General features: G+C 40.9%; 21 protein-coding genes and 3 tRNA genes. 9 read left to right on the top strand and 15 right to left on the bottom strand.

Translation table 11 applies throughout. From position 1 onward, the window contains the following. Positions 1-109 precede the first annotated feature (109 nt). The 3 genes from HC733_RS03775 to HC733_RS03765 form a co-directional block, all read right to left on the bottom strand. Positions 110-484, bottom strand: coding sequence for a hypothetical protein (locus HC733_RS03775; protein ID WP_190363713.1), 375 nt, complete (start codon positions 482-484; stop codon positions 110-112). A 144-nt stretch (positions 485-628) separates the two neighbouring features. Further along, a tRNA-Ser gene (locus HC733_RS03770) sits at positions 629-719 on the bottom strand. Positions 720-763: 44 nt separating this feature from the next. Next, positions 764-854, bottom strand: a tRNA-Ser gene (locus tag HC733_RS03765). A gap of 238 nt (positions 855-1,092) precedes the next feature. Between HC733_RS03765 and HC733_RS03760 the strand changes: the two genes are divergently transcribed. Genes HC733_RS03760 through HC733_RS03740 form a run of 5 tightly spaced genes read left to right on the top strand, consistent with a single transcriptional unit; the run spans position 1,093 to position 3,121 of the window. Continuing rightward, positions 1,093-1,758 carry a Bax inhibitor-1/YccA family protein gene (locus HC733_RS03760; protein ID WP_171624465.1) on the top strand — a complete coding sequence of 222 codons (666 nt, stop codon included), beginning with the start codon at positions 1,093-1,095 and terminating at the stop codon, positions 1,756-1,758. 54 nt (positions 1,759-1,812) lie between these two features. Continuing rightward, the gene (gene tusD / locus HC733_RS03755; protein ID WP_190363712.1) at positions 1,813-2,166 is read left to right on the top strand and encodes a sulfurtransferase complex subunit TusD; all 354 of its coding nucleotides are present in this window, start codon (positions 1,813-1,815) and stop codon (positions 2,164-2,166) included. After that, positions 2,163-2,519, top strand: coding sequence for a sulfurtransferase complex subunit TusC (gene tusC / locus HC733_RS03750; RefSeq protein WP_190363711.1), 357 nt, complete (start codon positions 2,163-2,165; stop codon positions 2,517-2,519). Before tusD ends, tusC begins: the two co-directional genes overlap by 4 nt. Next, a complete protein-coding gene (locus HC733_RS03745) occupies positions 2,516-2,788 on the top strand; it encodes a tRNA 2-thiouridine-synthesizing protein (RefSeq protein ID WP_190363710.1) in 273 nt (90 codons plus the stop codon). The genes tusC and HC733_RS03745 overlap by 4 nt, the downstream gene beginning before the upstream one ends. A gap of 3 nt (positions 2,789-2,791) precedes the next feature. After that, positions 2,792-3,121 (top strand): TusE/DsrC/DsvC family sulfur relay protein, encoded by a 330-nt coding sequence (locus HC733_RS03740; RefSeq protein ID WP_190363709.1) that lies wholly within the window; start codon positions 2,792-2,794, stop codon positions 3,119-3,121. Positions 3,122-3,209: 88 nt separating this feature from the next. Here the strand turns inward: HC733_RS03740 and HC733_RS03735 are convergent, their stop codons facing one another. From HC733_RS03735 to trhO, 6 genes are all read right to left on the bottom strand, one after another. Next, positions 3,210-3,506, bottom strand: coding sequence for a DUF1330 domain-containing protein (locus HC733_RS03735; RefSeq protein ID WP_190363708.1), 297 nt, complete (start codon positions 3,504-3,506; stop codon positions 3,210-3,212). 65 nt (positions 3,507-3,571) lie between these two features. Then, positions 3,572-3,907, bottom strand: coding sequence for a zinc ribbon domain-containing protein YjdM (locus HC733_RS03730; RefSeq protein ID WP_190363707.1), 336 nt, complete (start codon positions 3,905-3,907; stop codon positions 3,572-3,574). 222 nt (positions 3,908-4,129) lie between these two features. Further along, on the bottom strand, positions 4,130-4,747 hold the full coding sequence (locus HC733_RS03725; protein WP_190363706.1) for an FKBP-type peptidyl-prolyl cis-trans isomerase: 618 nt from the start codon (positions 4,745-4,747) through the stop codon (positions 4,130-4,132). 72 nt (positions 4,748-4,819) lie between these two features. Continuing rightward, positions 4,820-5,188: a hypothetical protein gene (locus HC733_RS03720; RefSeq protein ID WP_190363705.1), complete on the bottom strand. Its 369-nt coding sequence runs from the start codon at positions 5,186-5,188 to the stop codon at positions 4,820-4,822. Positions 5,189-5,239: 51 nt separating this feature from the next. Further along, positions 5,240-5,330: transfer RNA gene (locus tag HC733_RS03715), tRNA-Ser, on the bottom strand. Between the two features lie 590 nt (positions 5,331-5,920). Further along, entirely contained in the window at positions 5,921-6,907 is a 987-nt protein-coding gene (gene trhO / locus HC733_RS03710; protein ID WP_190363704.1) for an oxygen-dependent tRNA uridine(34) hydroxylase TrhO, read from the bottom strand. 220 nt (positions 6,908-7,127) lie between these two features. Between trhO and HC733_RS03705 the strand changes: the two genes are divergently transcribed. Further along, positions 7,128-8,450 carry a DEAD/DEAH box helicase gene (locus tag HC733_RS03705; protein WP_190363703.1) on the top strand — a complete coding sequence of 441 codons (1,323 nt, stop codon included), beginning with the start codon at positions 7,128-7,130 and terminating at the stop codon, positions 8,448-8,450. Further along, positions 8,447-9,280 carry a S1-like domain-containing RNA-binding protein gene (locus tag HC733_RS03700; protein WP_190363765.1) on the top strand — a complete coding sequence of 278 codons (834 nt, stop codon included), beginning with the start codon at positions 8,447-8,449 and terminating at the stop codon, positions 9,278-9,280. The genes HC733_RS03705 and HC733_RS03700 overlap by 4 nt, the downstream gene beginning before the upstream one ends. Positions 9,281-9,595: 315 nt before the next feature. Here the strand turns inward: HC733_RS03700 and HC733_RS03695 are convergent, their stop codons facing one another. The 3 genes from HC733_RS03695 to HC733_RS03685 form a co-directional block, all read right to left on the bottom strand. After that, a complete protein-coding gene (locus HC733_RS03695; protein WP_190363702.1) occupies positions 9,596-10,489 on the bottom strand; it encodes a hypothetical protein in 894 nt (297 codons plus the stop codon). 185 nt (positions 10,490-10,674) lie between these two features. Beyond that, positions 10,675-10,920, bottom strand: coding sequence for a hypothetical protein (locus tag HC733_RS03690; protein ID WP_190363701.1), 246 nt, complete (start codon positions 10,918-10,920; stop codon positions 10,675-10,677). A gap of 151 nt (positions 10,921-11,071) precedes the next feature. Next, positions 11,072-11,959 (bottom strand): LysR family transcriptional regulator, encoded by an 888-nt coding sequence (locus HC733_RS03685; RefSeq protein ID WP_190363700.1) that lies wholly within the window; start codon positions 11,957-11,959, stop codon positions 11,072-11,074. A gap of 143 nt (positions 11,960-12,102) precedes the next feature. Here HC733_RS03685 and HC733_RS03680 point away from each other — a divergent pair, with 143 nt between their 5' ends. Then, positions 12,103-13,083 carry an alpha/beta fold hydrolase gene (locus HC733_RS03680; RefSeq protein WP_238937421.1) on the top strand — a complete coding sequence of 327 codons (981 nt, stop codon included), beginning with the start codon at positions 12,103-12,105 and terminating at the stop codon, positions 13,081-13,083. 44 nt (positions 13,084-13,127) lie between these two features. Here the strand turns inward: HC733_RS03680 and HC733_RS03675 are convergent, their stop codons facing one another. Then, positions 13,128-15,113, bottom strand: a complete 1,986-nt coding sequence (locus HC733_RS03675; protein WP_190363699.1) for a TonB-dependent receptor plug domain-containing protein — start codon at positions 15,111-15,113, stop codon at positions 13,128-13,130. A 245-nt stretch (positions 15,114-15,358) separates the two neighbouring features. Next, positions 15,359-15,565 (bottom strand): DUF1289 domain-containing protein, encoded by a 207-nt coding sequence (locus HC733_RS03670; protein WP_190363698.1) that lies wholly within the window; start codon positions 15,563-15,565, stop codon positions 15,359-15,361. Positions 15,566-15,962: 397 nt separating this feature from the next. Between HC733_RS03670 and HC733_RS03665 the strand changes: the two genes are divergently transcribed. Further along, on the top strand, positions 15,963-16,376 hold the full coding sequence (locus HC733_RS03665) for a hypothetical protein (RefSeq protein WP_190363697.1): 414 nt from the start codon (positions 15,963-15,965) through the stop codon (positions 16,374-16,376). Between the two features lie 588 nt (positions 16,377-16,964). Here the strand turns inward: HC733_RS03665 and serS are convergent. After that, positions 16,965-18,266, bottom strand: coding sequence for a serine--tRNA ligase (gene serS / locus HC733_RS03660; protein ID WP_190363696.1), 1,302 nt, complete (start codon positions 18,264-18,266; stop codon positions 16,965-16,967). Positions 18,267-18,274: the final 8 nt, after the last annotated feature.

The raw sequence follows: 18,274 nt of genomic DNA, 5'->3' as shown, positions 1-18,274 counted from the left end.
TAAGGTACTCTTTCACAGAATTAATTGAAACCTTTTGTGGCGAAAAAGTATTAAATATCCGTAAATATAGTGCTACTTGGCTAAATATAGAGCAGCGCCTGGTACAAAGTTAAGCAAATCGCCTCAAGCCGTATAAAAACAACCCAGCGGCAATTGTCGTCATTACAGCATTAACTAGCAAAGCCCCACCACTGCTAGCGGCAAAAAGGATACTAAATAATACACCTCCTAGCATGCCAAGAGTCAGTATCACGTCATAGCGTACCTTTTGCTTTTTGACTAAAATCAAATACCCAGGCAAAACACATAACGCCATAGATAACCCCACTACATGTGCATTTGCAATTGCCGTACTTAACATACTAAAAAATATGCTAAGGCCTGATCCCTGACTGGATATAGAAAAATACACGCCCAGCAAAGCACCAACAAATATGGGTGACAATAATGATAAAGCAACGCTTTTGGCTAGTTTTTGTTTCATGCAATCCAACACCTTTAAATAGAGTCAATGTTACTGAGATTGCATGATAATGAAATATTCACCAGTGGACTTTGGTCTAAGCTTGGAATTTTGAGCAAAAAAAAAGCCGCTACATTGTGTAGCAGCTTACTATTCATTGAATAGTGGCGGAGAGATAGGGATTTGAACCCTAGATACGCTATAAACGTATGCCGGTTTTCAAGACCGGTGCTTTCAACCACTCAGCCATCTCTCCGAAGTCAGATATGACGCATTCACAAATGCACCATATAAAATTAGTGGCGGAGAGATAGGGATTTGAACCCTAGATACGCTATAAACGTATGCCGGTTTTCAAGACCGGTGCTTTCAACCACTCAGCCATCTCTCCGCAGCGGGGCGAATATTAGATAATCCCCGCCACAATGTGAAGCTTTTTTTTCAAAAAAAAGTTTAAGTGCTCAAAAAACCTCACTTTTGTTCAAATGTAGAACAATTTTATACTCAAAACGGAACTTTCCAATTTTTCACGACTCTATTTGATCGACAATGTTTGCCGAACCATATAACTCTTGGTAACCTTTACTCAGTCAATATATTAGAACTTTTGTTCACAAAGGAGTTTAACCATGGCGTTCAATCATTCGTACGATACCGCTAGACCGGTAATGTCGACCGTTGAAACTAACAAGGTATTAAAGAATACATATTTCTTGCTTGCGATGACACTTGCTTTTAGTGCTATCACAGCAGGTATTTCAATGACAATGGCGTTACCACGCTTCACGGGTCTAATCTGTTCGCTTGTTGGATTGGGTCTAATTTTCGTTATTCATAAAAAAGCAAACTCATCGTCTGCGATTGGTTTAGTCTTCTTATTCACTGGTATTATGGGCTTTGGATTAGGACCACTTCTTAACCACTATGCTGCAATGCCAAACGGCGGTATGCTTATTACCCAAGCACTAGGCTCTACAGCGCTAATCTTCTTCGGTCTATCTGCATATGCCCTTACAACTAAAAAAGACTTCTCATTTATGGGTGGTTTTTTAACAGTGGGTTTAATCGTTGTTGTTATTGCCAGCCTAGTAAACCTGTTCATTGGTAGTAGCGTTGCCTTTATGGCGTTAAATGCGGCCGTTGTGTTAATTATGTCTGGTTTCATTTTATATGATACGAGCCGTATCATTAATGGTGGTGAGACTAACTACGTACTTGCAACGGTTGGTTTGTATCTTAACATCTATAACTTGTTTACTTCATTATTAGCTCTTTTAGGTGCAAGTGATGACTAACCAGTTTGTTCTGGTAAAATAAGCCCCTCTTGGGGCTTTTTTAATGGGCGTATTTTGAGCAAATTTGTTTTATCTTTGCATTCGGGCGTTGCCGATCATGATTGCTTACAGCGGCTGTCTCGTTTTGCACATGCAGCTGTGCAAAGTGGTCACCAGATATCGTGTATTTTTTTATATCAAGACGCTGTTAATCATGCTTCACAACACTTTCAACTGGCATCTGATGAGCTAAATGTCCAAGCGACGTGGCAAGCGCTGGCTGATTTAGGTATTCCTCTTATGTTATGTGTCACTGCGGCTGAAAAGCGCGCCATAGATACCAATAACACCGGACTATTTACAGTTGCTGGTTTAGCTGAGTTTGCAATGCTAAGCACAAAAGCAGATAAGTGGGTTCAATTTAAATGAAAAATGTTTTAGTGATAAGTTCTGATAGCCCATTTGATGGCCAAAAAATACGTGACGCGCTTGACACTACATTAATATATGCGGCAATCGATCAGAATATTTCTTGGTTGTTAATAGACTCCGCAATACTTGCACTGAAAAAGCAGCAATCTGCAACGCATATAGGCCTTAAAGACTATTTTAAGTCGATTAAGACGTTAGAAATATATGATGTAGAACAGGTATACGTTTGTGCTGATGCCATGGCGAAATACCAATTAACTCAAGAGCAATTGAACATCACTGCTGTCATCTTAAATAAGCAACAGCAACAGTCATTAATTCAACAGCAAGACTTTGTGGTTACCTTATGAGCATCGAGACAGTACACATATTTTCGAAACCTGTAACTTATTATCAAAAGTTAAATATAAAGCAACTCATAGCGCGTCATGATGCGGTATTGCTCAGCGGTGATGCGTGCTATGATCACGCCTCTTACAGTCAGCTTTGTGAAAAGCTCTATATGCTAACAGACTGTGCTATCGCCAGAGGCGTATCAACAAGTTGTGGATATAATCTACTCAGTGATATCGAATGGGTTAAGCTGATAAGTAACGCGAATAAATCAATTACTTGGTAAAACATGTTAGAACTAAACAATCAATCAATAGAAACAGATAAGCAAGGCTATTTGCTTGACCATACTCAGTGGAGCCCTGAGCTTGCGCCCATCATCGCCGAGCAAGAAGGTATTCAGTTAACAGCTGCGCACTGGGAGGTCGTCAACTTTGTGCGTGACTTTTATGAAGAATATAACACAAGCCCTGCTATACGCATGTTAGTCAAAGCGATGGCAAAAGCGCTTGGAGAAGATAAGGGAAACAGCATGTACTTATACAAACTATTCCCCAAAGGTCCTGCAAAACAAGCCACGAAAATTGCAGGTTTACCAAAGCCTGCTAGGTGTATTTAAAATTACGCCGACGATTTAAAAGTGTGGTGGCATTTGCCATCAAACTTAGCGTTGGTTTGAGCCTCACTTAGAATTGGATGGCGTAAGCTCACTTTTCATAACTGGCAATGATCACCGTATTTCGAACTGATGACTCAAAGTATTGGCTTTTTATCGCTAGATAGTCGTTGTTTGAAAAAAAACCATCGGCTTTGGCTTTATTGGCAAAGTAAATTGTAAACACACGGTTTATCGCAACGTCCACCTCTGAGCGCAATACCTCGCTAACAGCAAAATCGTACCCAAACCCACCCTCGTATTGCGCAAGAAGTGGTTTCATTGCTGCCCTGTATTGCTCGTAGATGCCACCATCATACACTTCAAGTCCCACCAACATCTCATACATACCGTTACTCCTTTTCTCTTTCAGTTCAAGATGAATACGCTAACATCTGGCATGAAATTTACACTTTAAGCCTTTTTTACAAACTTAGCGGTGACCATCATTTCACCCACGCCATCTACTTTGCAGTCAAGCTCATGGTCTTTCTTATCAAGCACGCGTCTAACCAAGGCTTTGGTGCCAATTTTAATCACTTGAGAGCTGCCTTTGATTTTGAGATCTTTTATCACGGTGACTTTATCACCATCCACTAATAACGCCCCATTTGCGTCTTTTACGCTGACAGCGTCGTCTTCATTGGCTTGTGACGGGTTCCATTCGTATGCGCATACAGGACATACAAAGTTATCTTGATCTTGATACACATACTCTGAGTGACATTTTGGGCAAGGAGGAAAAGACATACAATACCATTTCTACTTATTTAGGGTTCAAACCGCTCCCTATCCACTTATAAAAGCGCAGGAAATATTTCACTAATATACCATTAAGATGCTACACGCGCACTAGAGGTAAATCTATCCTAAATATGTGGCACACACATGCGCGATGTAGGATTAATCACATGAAAAAGCCCGGAATGATCCGGCCTTTTTCGTGTTTTATCGTAAATCGTTTATTCGCGATTATAAAACGTCTAAAAGCTCAACATCGAATACTAACGTTGAGAAAGGTGCGATTGATGCACCAGCACCACGCTCACCATATGCAAGTTCGTGTGGGATATATAAGCGCCATTTTGAACCAGCAGGCATTAGTTGTAATGCTTCAGTCCAACCTTTGATAACGCCATTTACCGGGAATTCAGCAGGCTGACCGCGGTCATAAGAGCTATCAAATACAGTACCGTTGATTAAAGTACCATGGTAATGAACACGTACTTTTGAGTCAGCTGCAGGTTTTGCGCCCTCACCTGTGCTGATCACTTCATATTGAAGGCCAGACTCAGTAACTGTGATTTCTGCACGCTTTGCGTTTTCTTCTAAGAATGCAATACCTTCAGCAGCTAGTACTTTCGCTTCTTCTTCACGACGAGCTTGAATTTCAGCATTGATTTTTTCGAATGCAGCTTGGATCTCAGGGATCTCAACACGGAACGCGTCACCCGCGTATGCGTCTTTCATTCCCTCAAATACTGAGTGCAAGTTTAGACCTTCAAATGGATTTGCCTTTAATTGCTCACCCATTTGTAAGCCAATTCCGTAGCTTGCTTTTTCAGCATCTGTATTAAATAAATCTGACATAAGTTAATTCACTTTAGTTTCTATTAAAAGACGCGCGCAGTGTAACATAGCCAGTTATGAGTTTAAACGGACTTACTTGTCCGCTTGACGTTCAGGAAGCTTGATTTTTCCTACCAAAAACGTGGCTAGAGGTAAACTTAGACACAACCCCAACCCTAGCTCAAAGCTATACTGTGTAAGGCGCTGCGTAAAATAATAACCAAATCCAACAATGCCAGTTAAGCTGATAACAACCGATGCCAAAAACGGCCACATTTTTTCGTACTTTCTTATCAAGTGGGCAACAAGTAGGCTAAACAAGAAGGTAAGTGAAAGTGTTTTAATTAATGTAGGATCTTGCTGACCATCAATGGCCAAACGCAGGGCCATTTCCAAGCCGCTAAGATAAAAGAAGCCAAACACTATCCATAAGCTAGTATGTTTTACAACTAATGCTGACATAACAGCCTCCTAACGAAAAAAACCGCCAATAAGGCGGTTTTGGGAATGAGGTGGCGGAGAGATAGGGATTTGAACCCTAGATACGCTATTAACGTATGCCGGTTTTCAAGACCGGTGCTTTCAACCACTCAGCCATCTCTCCGTTGTTGGCGCGCATATTAGTGGTTTTAAGTATCGCTGTAAAGAGTTGGAACCAATTTTTTGTAAAATTCAATAATATTGCTTGGGTCTTTTGGCAAACCAAGCGCAAAAGATACAAAGAAGTATGCCAAAAACTAAGACTAGTCCGCCTTTAAGCATCGCAACTGAAAGTTTATCGATAGGTAATAGCGCATCGAGCAAAGAAGGAAAGAAAGAAAAAGTAACAATTACTAAAAGTACTCTAAACGCTCTAAAAAACTCAAAACGTTTGCTATAACTCATCCAAACTGTGATGGCTAAAACCAATAAGCTTGGCACAGTAAACCCCATTATTTGCTGATGAGTTAAGCTTAAAACAAAACCACTCGAGAGGCAGCCTATTAGGCCCCATACTAACCAAACCCACCAGCGCTCGCGCTCTTGTAAAAATAAATTGCCCATGGTTCGCCGTCTATTGTTGTTATATTGGACATAATTAGCCTAACAAACAATCAACCCTTTCGACAACCCCACAAAAGCATGACATTGGTTGCAAAAGCAACAAAAAAGCCCCAACTAAACGTTGAGGCTTTTGCAGTTATTACTCATTAATTAAGCTGACTTTTGTCTTTGCGCTTCTTTTTGAGCTTGTTTTGCTTCTTTACGTTGGCGCAAAACTTCTTGTGCATCGTGACCGATGTGCCCTTCACCACGCGCTTGGGCTAACTGAATTTGCTTTTGACGCTCTGCAAAGCGAGCTCTTTGCTCATCTGTAAGGCTATCATGGCAATGATGGCATGAAACGCCTTCCATATACTCTTCACGTTGCTTTTCTTCTTCAGTGATGGGCATACGACAAGCATGACACTGATCATATGAGCCTTTTTGTAAGTCGTGACCAACCGCTACACGGTTATCAAATACAAAGCACTCACCTTCCCAAAGCGATTCTTCTTTTGGTACTTCTTCTAAGTACTTTAAGATACCGCCTTCAAGGTGATAAACCTCTTCAAAACCCTGCTCTTTCATGTATGCTGTTGATTTTTCACAGCGAATACCGCCGGTACAGAACATGGCTACTTTTTTATGTTTGCTTGGATCTAAATTCTCTTTAGCCCACTGCGGAAATTCACGGAACGTTTTGGTGTTTGGATCAATAGCATGTATAAACGTGCCTATTTCGATTTCGTAATCATTACGCGTATCAACCACCACAACTTCAGGGTCTGAGATCAAATCATTCCATTCTTTAGGCTTAACGTAGCTACCCACCACTTTTAGCGGGTCGATACCTTGTACACCCATGGTCACGATTTCTTTTTTAAGCTTTACTTTAGTGCGGTAAAACGGACAAGTTTCATCGTACGATTCTTTAAATACAATGTTATCTAAACCAGGCTGTTTATCGAGCCACGCAAGTAAGGCATCAATACCTTCACGTTTACCTGCAACGGTGCCGTTAATACCTTCAGCAGCAAGTAACAATGTACCGCGTACTTCATGCTGTTCCATCACATCATGAAGTGGTTGACGAATTTGTTCAAAGTTTGGCAGTGACACGAATTTATACATGGCACAAACCACAAATGGTTTAGACATAGGGTTTCCTAAATTTCAGCTTTCACTTCGCTTAGGGCATTAAGCACAACGCCAAAAGCACACATACCGGACCGTAAATCCGGCGCTAGAGCGCGTATTGTACGGATTTTTACTTTAATTGCAAAAATCCAGATACAAAGTGCTTTAATGCTAGGAGAGCTTACTAATGCTTTGCTATAATACGCGGTCTTATAGAAATTAAGTTTTGGAGAAAAACGCTTTGCATTTTACCGAATTAGGCATTGAAACTCGCCTCGAAAAACAACTTGCCCACCAAGGGATCACAGAGCCTACTGAGATCCAAGCTCAGGCGGTACCCACGGCCATCGCCGGGCATGATGTATTCGCTCAGTCCAAGACAGGTTCAGGTAAAACCTTAGCGTTTTTATTACCAGCAGTGCATCGTGTCATGAAGCAAAAGGCATTAAGTAAGCGCGACCCACGTGTTTTGATTATTGCCCCTACCCGAGAGCTAGCCACACAAGTATTTACACAATGTCGCTTGTTGATAGCAGGCACTAGTATCAATGTGGTTAAAATTTTAGGTGGCGAAAACTTTAATGACCAAATTAAGGCATTGCGCAAAGACCCACAAATTGTTATCGGTACTCCAGGGCGTATTGCTGACCATTTAGAGCAACGCTCTTTGCAACTTGCAGGCCTTGAGCTGTTAATCTTTGATGAAGCTGATCGTATGCTCGATTTGGGCTTTGCGGATCAATTGAACAAGATTAATGAAGAAGCCAACCACAGGCTGCGTCAAACATTGCTGTTTTCAGCAACACTTGATCACGCCCAAGTTGAAGTAACATCTAGAAACTTATTACGCGCCCCTAAAAAAATCATCTTAAGTGACGCTCATCAGCAACACGGCGATATTAAGCAGACGCTATATTTTGCTGACCACTTGGATCATAAAGATGCCTTGCTAAAGCACTTTGTGCAGCAAGATGACGTAGGTCAATGCATTATTTTTACAGCTACACGCTCAGATACAACGCGTATTAGTGAGCAACTGAATGAATTAGGCGTTAAAGCCACAGCACTTGCTGGCGATTTAGTACAAAACAAGCGTCTAGATATCATGGATGCGTTCAGCCGTGGCATATTCAAAGTGCTCGTGACAACTGACGTTGCTTCACGTGGCCTTGATTTACTGAGCGTAACACACGTAATTAATTTTGATTTGCCGAAGCAAGCAGAAGAATACGTGCATCGAATTGGCCGTACCGGCCGTGCTGGATTTAAAGGCACTGCAATTTCATTGGTTGGCCCAAAAGATTGGAACAGTTACGTTGCCATCAAAAACTACCTAAACGACAAACTTGAATTTGCGAGCATCGAAGGCTTAGAAGCAAAATTCAAAGGTTTTAGGCCAGTAAAACCTAAAATTGTTAAACCACAAGTAGCTAAACCAGTTGCTAAAAAGCCAGTGAAAAAGAATATCAAGCCAAAAGCCAAAGTTAAAAAAGCGATCCCTGCACCATTTGATGTGGATGGCAACGCCCCTCTTCGTCGTAAACCTAAGCCATCAGAGGAATAATCATGTTAGGTCGTATTGAAACGTTAATGATAAGCGAAGTGTGCGCTGAAGGTGCTTACCTTGATGGTAAAGAATTAGGCGAAGTGTTTTTACCTGCCAATGAACTCGAAGAACATTTAGAACAAGGCGATAGCGTACAAGTATTTATTTATCAAGACTCGCAAGGTCATCCAACTGCCACAACAAAAACGCCCATTGCTCAAGTTGGTGAATTTGCCCTTTTGCGTGTAAAAGAGTTGAGCACCGTTGGCGCGTTTATGGATATTGGCATTGATAAAGACGTGCTAGCGCCATTTAACGAACAAAAGCCAAAAATGCGTGAAGGCTATAGCTACTTGGTTAAGCTGTATCTAGATAATGCCAGTAAACGCATATGCGCCTCTAGCAATCTCAACAAGTTCGTCAATAAAACCGAGCCAAGGTACGAAAAATTTCAAGAAGTGGATCTTATCGTTGCCGCTAAAACCGACATTGGTTACAAGGTTATTATTAACGAGCAACACTTTGGCGTGGTGTTTTTTAATACCGTGTTCAAACGTATGTTCGTTGGTCAAAAGATCAAAGGCTACATTAAAGTAGTCCGCGATGATGGCAAAATTGATGTGGTGTTAGATAAACCTGGCATGGGCAAAGTTGTTGACCTTGGTGATCAAATCATCCAAGCGTTAAAAGAAAACGGTGGCTACTTACCGCTGGGAGACAAATCAGATCCTGAACAAATCAAAAAAGCATTTTCTACCAGCAAAGCAAACTTCAAAAAAGCCATTGGTGGTTTGTTTAAACAAGGTAAAATTAGCATAGAAGCTAAGTCTATCTCGTTAAAAGACTAATTAAAAAGGTGAGCCTAGCTCACCTTTTTAATGCCCAAATTGCCGTGCATGTACCTAATTTAAACCTGAATTTATGAAGCATTAGGGTAACTGCTTGATTACGTTTATTTCCCCCAAAGCGCACTTGTTCAATATCACCGCTATGGTAGTCGTTGGCACCTCAGCTCGGTGTGTAAATCAAAGCGCTATATCAATGCCCTGCGCCAGACGTATAACTTGCCATTGGTGTATATGTAGTTGAGTGTTTAGGGCAGGCTTGGTAATTTAGTTTTCGGTAAGGTGTGCTGTTATCAAGTCGGATAGAGCAGATTTACCTCACTTAAAACTACTAATCCTAACCAGCCCATATTTTCCGTCATAATCAAAGCCATTTAGCCCAACACCATATTCTTTTCTTGAGTTTTCAATGAAGCTCTTTCCATCCGAACACTGAACTATCAAAGGGTCAATTGAAATCCATGGCAAAAATAATAGACCCTTAGTCGTACCTGTTGAGTAAAACCCTGTCGCTCTTAAGTACTCCCGCCTTATACAACAACCAGCAAATTGAAGAATTGACCCAGTTCCTTCTTCTACAGTCCCAAATGGTACTAACACCTTCGCACCTTTCTCCGGGATGTCTATGGTTTTTTCTCGCTCTCTATGCACAAGAGCAACTTCAGCATATTGAAATCCATATGCCTCTTTGTTAGTCACCAATGTTTCGTAACCTCCCACACTATCCACAGAAGTATTATGAATTACGGCATTCATTGAATCTAACATTTTTGTATTTAGATGGCTGTCGCTGCTAGTAATGAACTGTTCCTGATATTTTTCAAAGCCAAAGTGATCGCCTATATACCGCCCACTCCCATTAAGTTCCCCATCTTTAATCTGCAAGATCTCATTATTAAACCCGTCACATATCAAAAAATCCGTATCTTTATTACTCTCTTGATGAAAATGCATCAACACTTGGCAAACCCTGCTGATGGGTACATTATTCATATTAATCAGATCTTTAAAAAGCTGTTTAATAGCTTCTTCTGCTGGCGCTACTTTATTAGCATATGCGAATGCAATTTTTGGATGAAGAACGATTGCCTTTATTTTACTTTTATAGATAGTGTTTCTAGATTCAGCGAAAGCTCTTTCATCGTTAATCCTCATATCAGCAATTAATCGCAAAACATTATTATCATCTTGATGGGCAACAACTAATGTCATATATCTCTCCACTCTTAATCGTACAACATCTTTTTTAGAACGTAGATCGGCATAAGCGAAGCGCCATCCGACTTAAACATAATAGACGCATATTTTGTGTACGTATAAGAACAAAAAAGCCCCAATCAATATTGGAGCTCTCATTGCAATACGTCATTTATCTGTTTGCCAACTTATGGGCTTACTTAAGGATTTTGTTGTACTTTATGCCCAATATCATGATCTGAACCTGTACCAGTTTGCGAACCAACACCTACAGAATTGCCTTGTAGGGTCGCGGCGGCACCTATCTGCGCTGGTCCGCTTGGGTTAGAACTCACTTCTGTAGCGTCTTGTCCGGCTAACTTAGATAAATTATCAATCGGACCTGCGCCTGTTACTCTTTTCAAGTTGGCTTCCAATAAATCTTGAAGGTGATGTTTGTTATTCATTGTTTGTTTCCCTATCAAATTAAGATTGTTATTTTTACTATTCTAGAGACACATTATGACGGCTTGAACTACCTGTAAGCATAATGGTTAGTGCTATACTGATTCGACACTATTACCAAAACTCTCTTTGAAACTACTTAAAGAACCTTTTTCATGCGAGTTGTGTTTTCAAAAACTCGATAAAGACTTGTACTTTCCTAGCCACATACTCACGATGTGGGTACACGGCATGAAGATCAAACTGCATGATGTCATACCCTGGTAACAACCTTTCTAACTCGCCTTTTTCAATCGCTTCTTCAACAACAAAGATTGGACAGACAATAATGCCGCCGCTATTGATGGCGATTTCCCTCGCCGCACTTGGGCTGTTTACACTGAGTTTCGATTTTACTTCAACAAGGTGTTGTGCTTTTGTTTGCTTATGTTTAAAAGGCCATAAAGCCGCAATTTTGTAATTACTGTCAACAATACAAGTGTGATACGCTAAATCTTCTGGCACTTGAATAACCATCTTGTCCGTCAAATAATCTGCAGAAGCGCAGATCACCAAAGGATAGCTCGCGATTTTTCTCGCAATTAAGGAAGAGTCGTTAAGCTGGCCGACTCTCAATCGAACATCTATTCCCTCTTCCACCATATTGACGGCGGTATTTGACATACTTAACTCCACGTTAAGTTCAGGATGCACGTTCATAAAATCAGGCAGGATTTGCGCGAGCTTGGTTTCACCTAACGCGAAAGGTGCGCTAATTTTTAGGGTCCCACTGAGTGAGCCATGCACGGCTTGAGTGATATCAAGCATCTCCTGATATTGTTCAAGTAAAACAATCGCGTACTGGTAAAACTGCGTACCAGACTCAGTAAGATATACTCGTCTTGTTGTTCTGTTAAACAAACGAATATTAACCTGATGTTCTAGTTGGCTGACGTACTTACTCACTAAAGATTTTGATAACCCAAGGCGCTCACCTGCCAATGTAAAAGAATTGGTTTGCGCGACAGCAACCACCGCTTTTAGTCCATCAATTGTGTCCATACCGCACCCATTGTCAACAATATGAAGATAGTTAGTTCCATTTTACGCTATTTATCACCAAAACAGAAAGTCTCATAATGCATTCATCTGCTCAACAAAGCTGAGCACATATATAAACACTAGGTTATTTTTTAATAGGAAACATGATGATGAGTCACTTTACACCAACTAATTATCTTAAACAGATCAAGAAGAACATCTCTTTAGCAACCGCAGCCCTGGCGATTGGTATGAGCTATGCGCACGCTACACCGACTTACCACAAAACCATTGAAGTAGACAAACAAACCATTTTTTATCGTGAAGCAGGAGATAAAAGTGACCCAACGATAGTTCTACTACACGGTTTCCCTACATCTTCACATATGTACAGAAATTTAATTCCTAAACTTGCTGATAATTATCATGTTATCGCTCCTGACTACCCTGGGTTTGGCAATAGCTCAATGCCGGCAGTGAATGAATTTGAATATAGCTTTGACAATCTGGCAAAGATCACCGAGCATTTTTTAAACCAAGTTGGTGTTGATAAATTTACTATGTATGTTATGGATTACGGCGCGCCAATTGGCTTTAGAATAGCCCAAGCTAATCCTGAAAAAATCGAAGGGTTAATTATTCAAAATGGTAATGCTTATGACGAGGGGTTACGTGATTTTTGGCAACCTATTAGACAGTATTGGGCTGATAAAAGCGATGCAAACAAGCAAGCTCTTGCCGATGTCTTGTTAACTATTGACGCAACTAAATGGCAGTATACAAATGGTGTTCGTAATAGTGAAATGATTAGTCCAGATAACTGGCTTGTAGACCAAGCATTTCTAGATAGACCTGGAAACAAAGAAATTCAGTTAGAACTGTTTTATTCATATGGTACCAACCCTGCACTCTACCCAGCTTGGCAAAAGTACTTTAGAACACATCAACCGCCTACACTGTTGGTATGGGGTAAAGGTGATTATATCTTCCCTGAGGAAGGTGCTCACCCATACAAACGAGACTTGAAAAACATTGATTTCAATATTCTCGATACCGGCCACTTTGCGCTAGAAGAAGATTTAGACGTCATTTCGAGTAAAATTCTGTCGTTTATGCAGCAGCGTGTCCACAGGAAAGGGAAATAATTTAGAAAACACTACGCAGGCATTATATGCCTGCCCAGCAAGCACTAAAATTTATAGCTAAATTGCAAACGAATATTTCTTGGTGCTTGCAAATATTTTGTGGGGGATGTTCCTCTACCATTGCTGTGAAAGTACTCAGTATCAAAAACATTTTCGATATAAATACCATATGAGAAACGTTCTGTTTGCTTAAAAAGGTGCATATTCAAGGTGGTCCATGCATCTATCTTTTCAATTCCCGTATTTTTTCCCGAAAGCACGTTCGATTCTGTATAGGTTGCAGCCCAATGATCGGCAAACCCTGCGATACGCCATGTATCATTCAAGCGGTAAACTAAACCAAACTTGAGCTTGTATTTGGGCACATCGAGTATCTGCGATTCTGTGCCAACACGCTCCTCATCTGGCTTGATATATCTATAACTTAATTGACCTTGCCAATTACGGGCTTGAAATTTGAGCTGTGTTTCAAGCCCATAAATGCGATGCTCACCAGTGATTTCGGTCTGCCATATACCTCTGGTCGGATCGAGTATTTTTTCATAGAAGTTTTCGGCTTTCATATGATAAAGCGCGGCGATACTTGCAAACTTGATGTCTTTGAAAACAAAGCTCTTACTCCAGTTTAGCTCGGTCATTTGCATCGTTTGAGACTCGAGTTCATCGTCAACTACTAAGTCGAACTCAAATATCGTCGGCGGTCTAAACGCCTCTCCATAGGTTAACTTGATCGCTTGCGATTCATCACTTTGATAAACCAAGCTCGCCCTTGGCAAGTAGGCAGAATTAGTGAAATCTTGCTGGTTGTAACGCAATCCAGCGCTCAACTTTAAGCTCCTTGTATCCCACATAAATGTTTTAGAATATTGAGCGTACACCGCATGCTTGGTAGATTTTTCTTTTTCCTTTGCCCATTCTGCTGGCGTGAATAACACAATGTCACCATTAACATCTCGGTACTTTATTTTTCGCCCTATCACTGTTCGCCAACCATCATAGCCAAATATAAAGTCTGCACTTTCATTCACGTTATATTGCCACTGGGTTGTAAACCTTACGCGGTCTGATGGGCCAATGTCTTCACGCTCATTGTATTGGATAAGATCTTTGTATCGAGTTGCGCCTTCAGGCACTATGGTGGTCAATCGGTCTTTTTCTTTGTATTCACGAAAATAACTTAATTCAACATTGCCTTGCCACTGAGCGTTTACAGCTATGTTTTTGCCCAAGTAGTAATTGGCATATCCACGCCTTGAATCATCGCCGGTGATATAATCATAGGTAACCGCCTCAATACCGCTGACATTCTCAGCTCGACTGATATTTGCACCAAAATATAAACTTTGATAGCTAAGCTTTGTGTCTAATGTGTAGTTTTGTTCGTTGTTTCTAAATGCATTAGGGTCTAGGTTTCGAAGTCTGTCTTTGCTACTGCGACTAAACTCTGAGGTGTTCATCACAAACTCTCTGAGCTGTTGATAGTCTTGATCACTTTCAAAATAACTGGCACTGAGTGAAGCAGAAAAATCACCATTTTTGTGATTTAACAATAAATGACCATGCCGAGTGCCAACTTCGCCCCCTAGCACGTGAAGCTCGTTTTCATCGCGCTCTAATCGCGTTATTACGTTAATAACTCCCTGTGCTGCATTACCTCCATACAGCGTAGAGTTTGGCCCTTGCAATACTTCAACGCGCTCAATTCTGCTAGATGGAAAGTTGTTCATTATAAATGCTTCGTTTGCGAGCAAATTTTGCACTTCCCGACCATCTATTAACATCAAAGTGCCCGACATGTTACCGGTAAACCCTCTTTGCCCACCGGGCAACCAGCTCCATTGGTAGAAGTAGTCCATGTTAGGAATGCTGGCGAGTATTTCTTTTAGATCCCGCCAACCGTAGTTTTCGATATCAGAACGACTAACTACGTAGACTGTGCCAGAAGAAGCTAGCCAAGGCTCGCTTTTACGTGCAGCAACCGTAACCTCTAGCTGCTGTAACTCTTCAACTGCAAGTGAAAATATATCCAATGAGTCTTCGCTGGGGCCGGCGAGCACTGGCTTACAAATGAAGAGAGGTATTATCAAAACGGTGCGCAATGAGGCCATATAACACTTAGTGAGTGAATATTTTGACAAAAAGTATAGTACATAAGCGCAATTGCTAAAGACGAGACATAAAAGTCACAAGTGTTCAATCTCCGTTCGGTGAAAGTCCGTTACTCGATTTCCAACTATGTTGCACAGGTTGCCACTTTAGCCATTAGAAAGCTGACTCATTGTTTTCCGCCGCAATTTGTATTCCTGTTACCCTTTATTTTTCTTTGTTTGCAGCGCGCGAGAATTTGTTGGCGTTCTTTAGAGTTACAATAACTCCAGTCCAATATCTCTGACAATGTTCTATAACAACCCACACACACGTCATCACCATCCAAACAGCAATGACGTATACATGGAGAAGCCACTTGTACTTCGTCGTGCATGTTCTTACCTTTTAATTTCAAACTAAGTATAAAACTGAGCAGCTAAATAACAAACACAGCTTATGCACTTGCATTGCACTCTAAAGCGATATAGGCGTAAAGCTGACAAATGATTTGTAAAAGAGTATTGCATAGCAACATGCAACAGAGACTTTCTTTTAAAGAACTGTGCCTGACCCACTAATCAACATTAAATCAGTCAAATAGAGGCTTTTTGAAAGTCGTAAAACTTCACGACATCTATTTGATAATTCCATTAAAAGGGACGGCCAACTATTTGAATAGGAAGAATACACAAACATTTACATGTAAAACATTTTTAAAACAAAAAATAAACATTAAAAAGTAGGGGCGCTGCATATGCGCGAGCAAAAACTATAAACACAAGGATAAGAATATGAAAACTCTACTCGCAACTTCAATACTCTCTCTTGGGCTACTGTCAGGTTCAGCAATGGCCAATTCAAGCGATGACGGAGTACTAAAACACTCATATAGCTTCGTATATCTCAAGTGCCAATCAGCATCATGCGGCGGACTAGTCACTCGCTGGCACCCCATGAAAGTCTATTACAAGCAAATTGCAGGTATCCCACCGCACAATGAAGTACGCTTATATTGGAATAAAAATGAGCCCGCTGACATCGCAGCAGGTCGTTACGAAGCACATACAGTAGGTGACTATTGCCCTGATGGTTCACGTATGACTGCAAAATGGTTTATCGGAAGTGACTTCAAACCGACAAGTGCAATTGCCACCGATTGCGATGGCCAAGAACATACATACTCAGTTCACGAGTTCCATTTCTAAAAACAAATCACCTATTTCTCTAGCTAACCAACGAGCGCATCGGTTCGTTGGTTTTTCCGCTAATAAATTTGTATTCATTTTCTATACATCCCATTTTGCTTATATTCCTTTGTACAGCATTTCAACCTAAGGTTTCATGGAAATAGCATTAAAGGATAAAGGAGCCAGTTGTGAAAGGACGCTATTTACTGCCTGTTTTACTAATTCAATTATTCAGTATAGTTGTGACACCGCACCGATAGGCGTATCAGTTACGATAAAAAACAGAAGTGCTCAGGCACAAACTTTACAATTCTATGTCGCAAGAAATACGACACTAGATCCCATCTCTGTAAACACAAACAGTACATTGGAAGTATTCATTCCTGCCGATAAGATTAACAGTTCAATAAAAGAGCAAGGCTTTTTTGAAGGAAACCTGGTGCTTAAATCCTCCTCCACAAGTGTAGAATGTGGGATATGCGGATATATTGAATTTGCGAGCAATGAAATCTGTGCACAATCGCACTTTGAGGTTACGATTAATTAAAATGCGAAAAGCAAAACGCCCGCTATATTGCGGGCGCTTTATTGAGATCAAGTTATAGCTTATTTGATCACTTCTAATCCGCCCATATATGGACGAAGCACTGAAGGAACAACTACACTGCCATCTGCTTGTTGATAATTCTCTAAGATAGCGACTAAAGTACGACCAACAGCTAAACCAGAACCATTAAGTGTATGTAGCAACTCTGGTTTTTTCTCACCTTGGCGACGGAAACGCGCTTGCATGCGACGCGCTTGGAAGTCCCACATATTCGAACATGATGAGATCTCACGATAAGTGTTTTGTGCAGGTAGCCACACTTCTAAATCGTAAGTTTTAGTGGCCCCAAAGCCCATATCACCAGTACATAGCACTACTTTACGATATGGGAGTTCTAGTGCTTGAAGAATTTGCTCAGCATGGCCTGTTAGCTCTTCAAGGGCTGCCATTGAATCTTCAGGTTTAACAAGCTGTACTAATTCAACTTTATCAAATTGATGCTGGCGAATAAGACCTCTCGTGTCACGACCATAGCTGCCCGCTTCACTTCTAAAACATGGGGTGTGTGCCGTCATCCGAATTGGTAAGTCTTTCTCATCGTAAATTTCATCACGCGCACAGTTTGTTAATGGTACTTCAGCAGTTGGAATTAAGCTAAAGCCGTCCTGTTCAACGCCTTCGTCACTCACCAGACCTTTGGTGTGGAACAGGTCTTCAGCAAATTTAGGAAGCTGACCTGTACCAAACAAACTGTCTTTATTCACAAGATAAGGTACATACATTTCTGTATAACCATTTTTATCTGCATGTGTATCTAGCATAAACTGAACAAGAGCACGATGCATGCGCGCGATACCGCCACGCATTACGGTAAAACGTGAACCGCTTAATTTAACGCCAGTCTCAAAATCAAGACCTTTTCCTAGCGCTTCGCCTAAATCAACGTGATCTTTAACTTCAAAGTCAAATTGCTTAGGCTCACCCCACTTTAATACTTCAACATTGTCATTTTCATCTTTGCCTTCTGGTACATCGTCAGCTGGCAAGTTTGGTAATGACATAGCAATATCATTCAATTGCGCAAGAATACTGTCTTGCTCAGCTTTAGCAGCTGCAAGTTGATCACCAAGGTTGGCAACAGCATCTAACAAAGGTTGTACGTCTTCACCTTTTGCTTTTGCTTGACCGATAGCTTTGGAACGGCTGTTACGCTCACTTTGTAATTCTTGAGTTTGAGTTTGTAATGCCTTGCGCTTTTCTTCCAGCGCGTTGATTGCTTCAACATCCAGATCAAAGCCACGCTTCGCTAAGCGTGCCGCTGCTTCTGCAATGTCTTGACGTAAGTATTTTGAATCTAACATTTGCTATT

The sequence above is a fragment of the Pseudoalteromonas sp. S16_S37 genome, assembly GCF_014694405.1.
In the GTDB taxonomy this organism is placed as follows: Bacteria; Pseudomonadota; Gammaproteobacteria; order Enterobacterales; family Alteromonadaceae; genus Pseudoalteromonas.
Note: the sequence above shows the minus strand (reverse complement) of the source record. Positions and strands in the feature narration are given on the sequence as shown.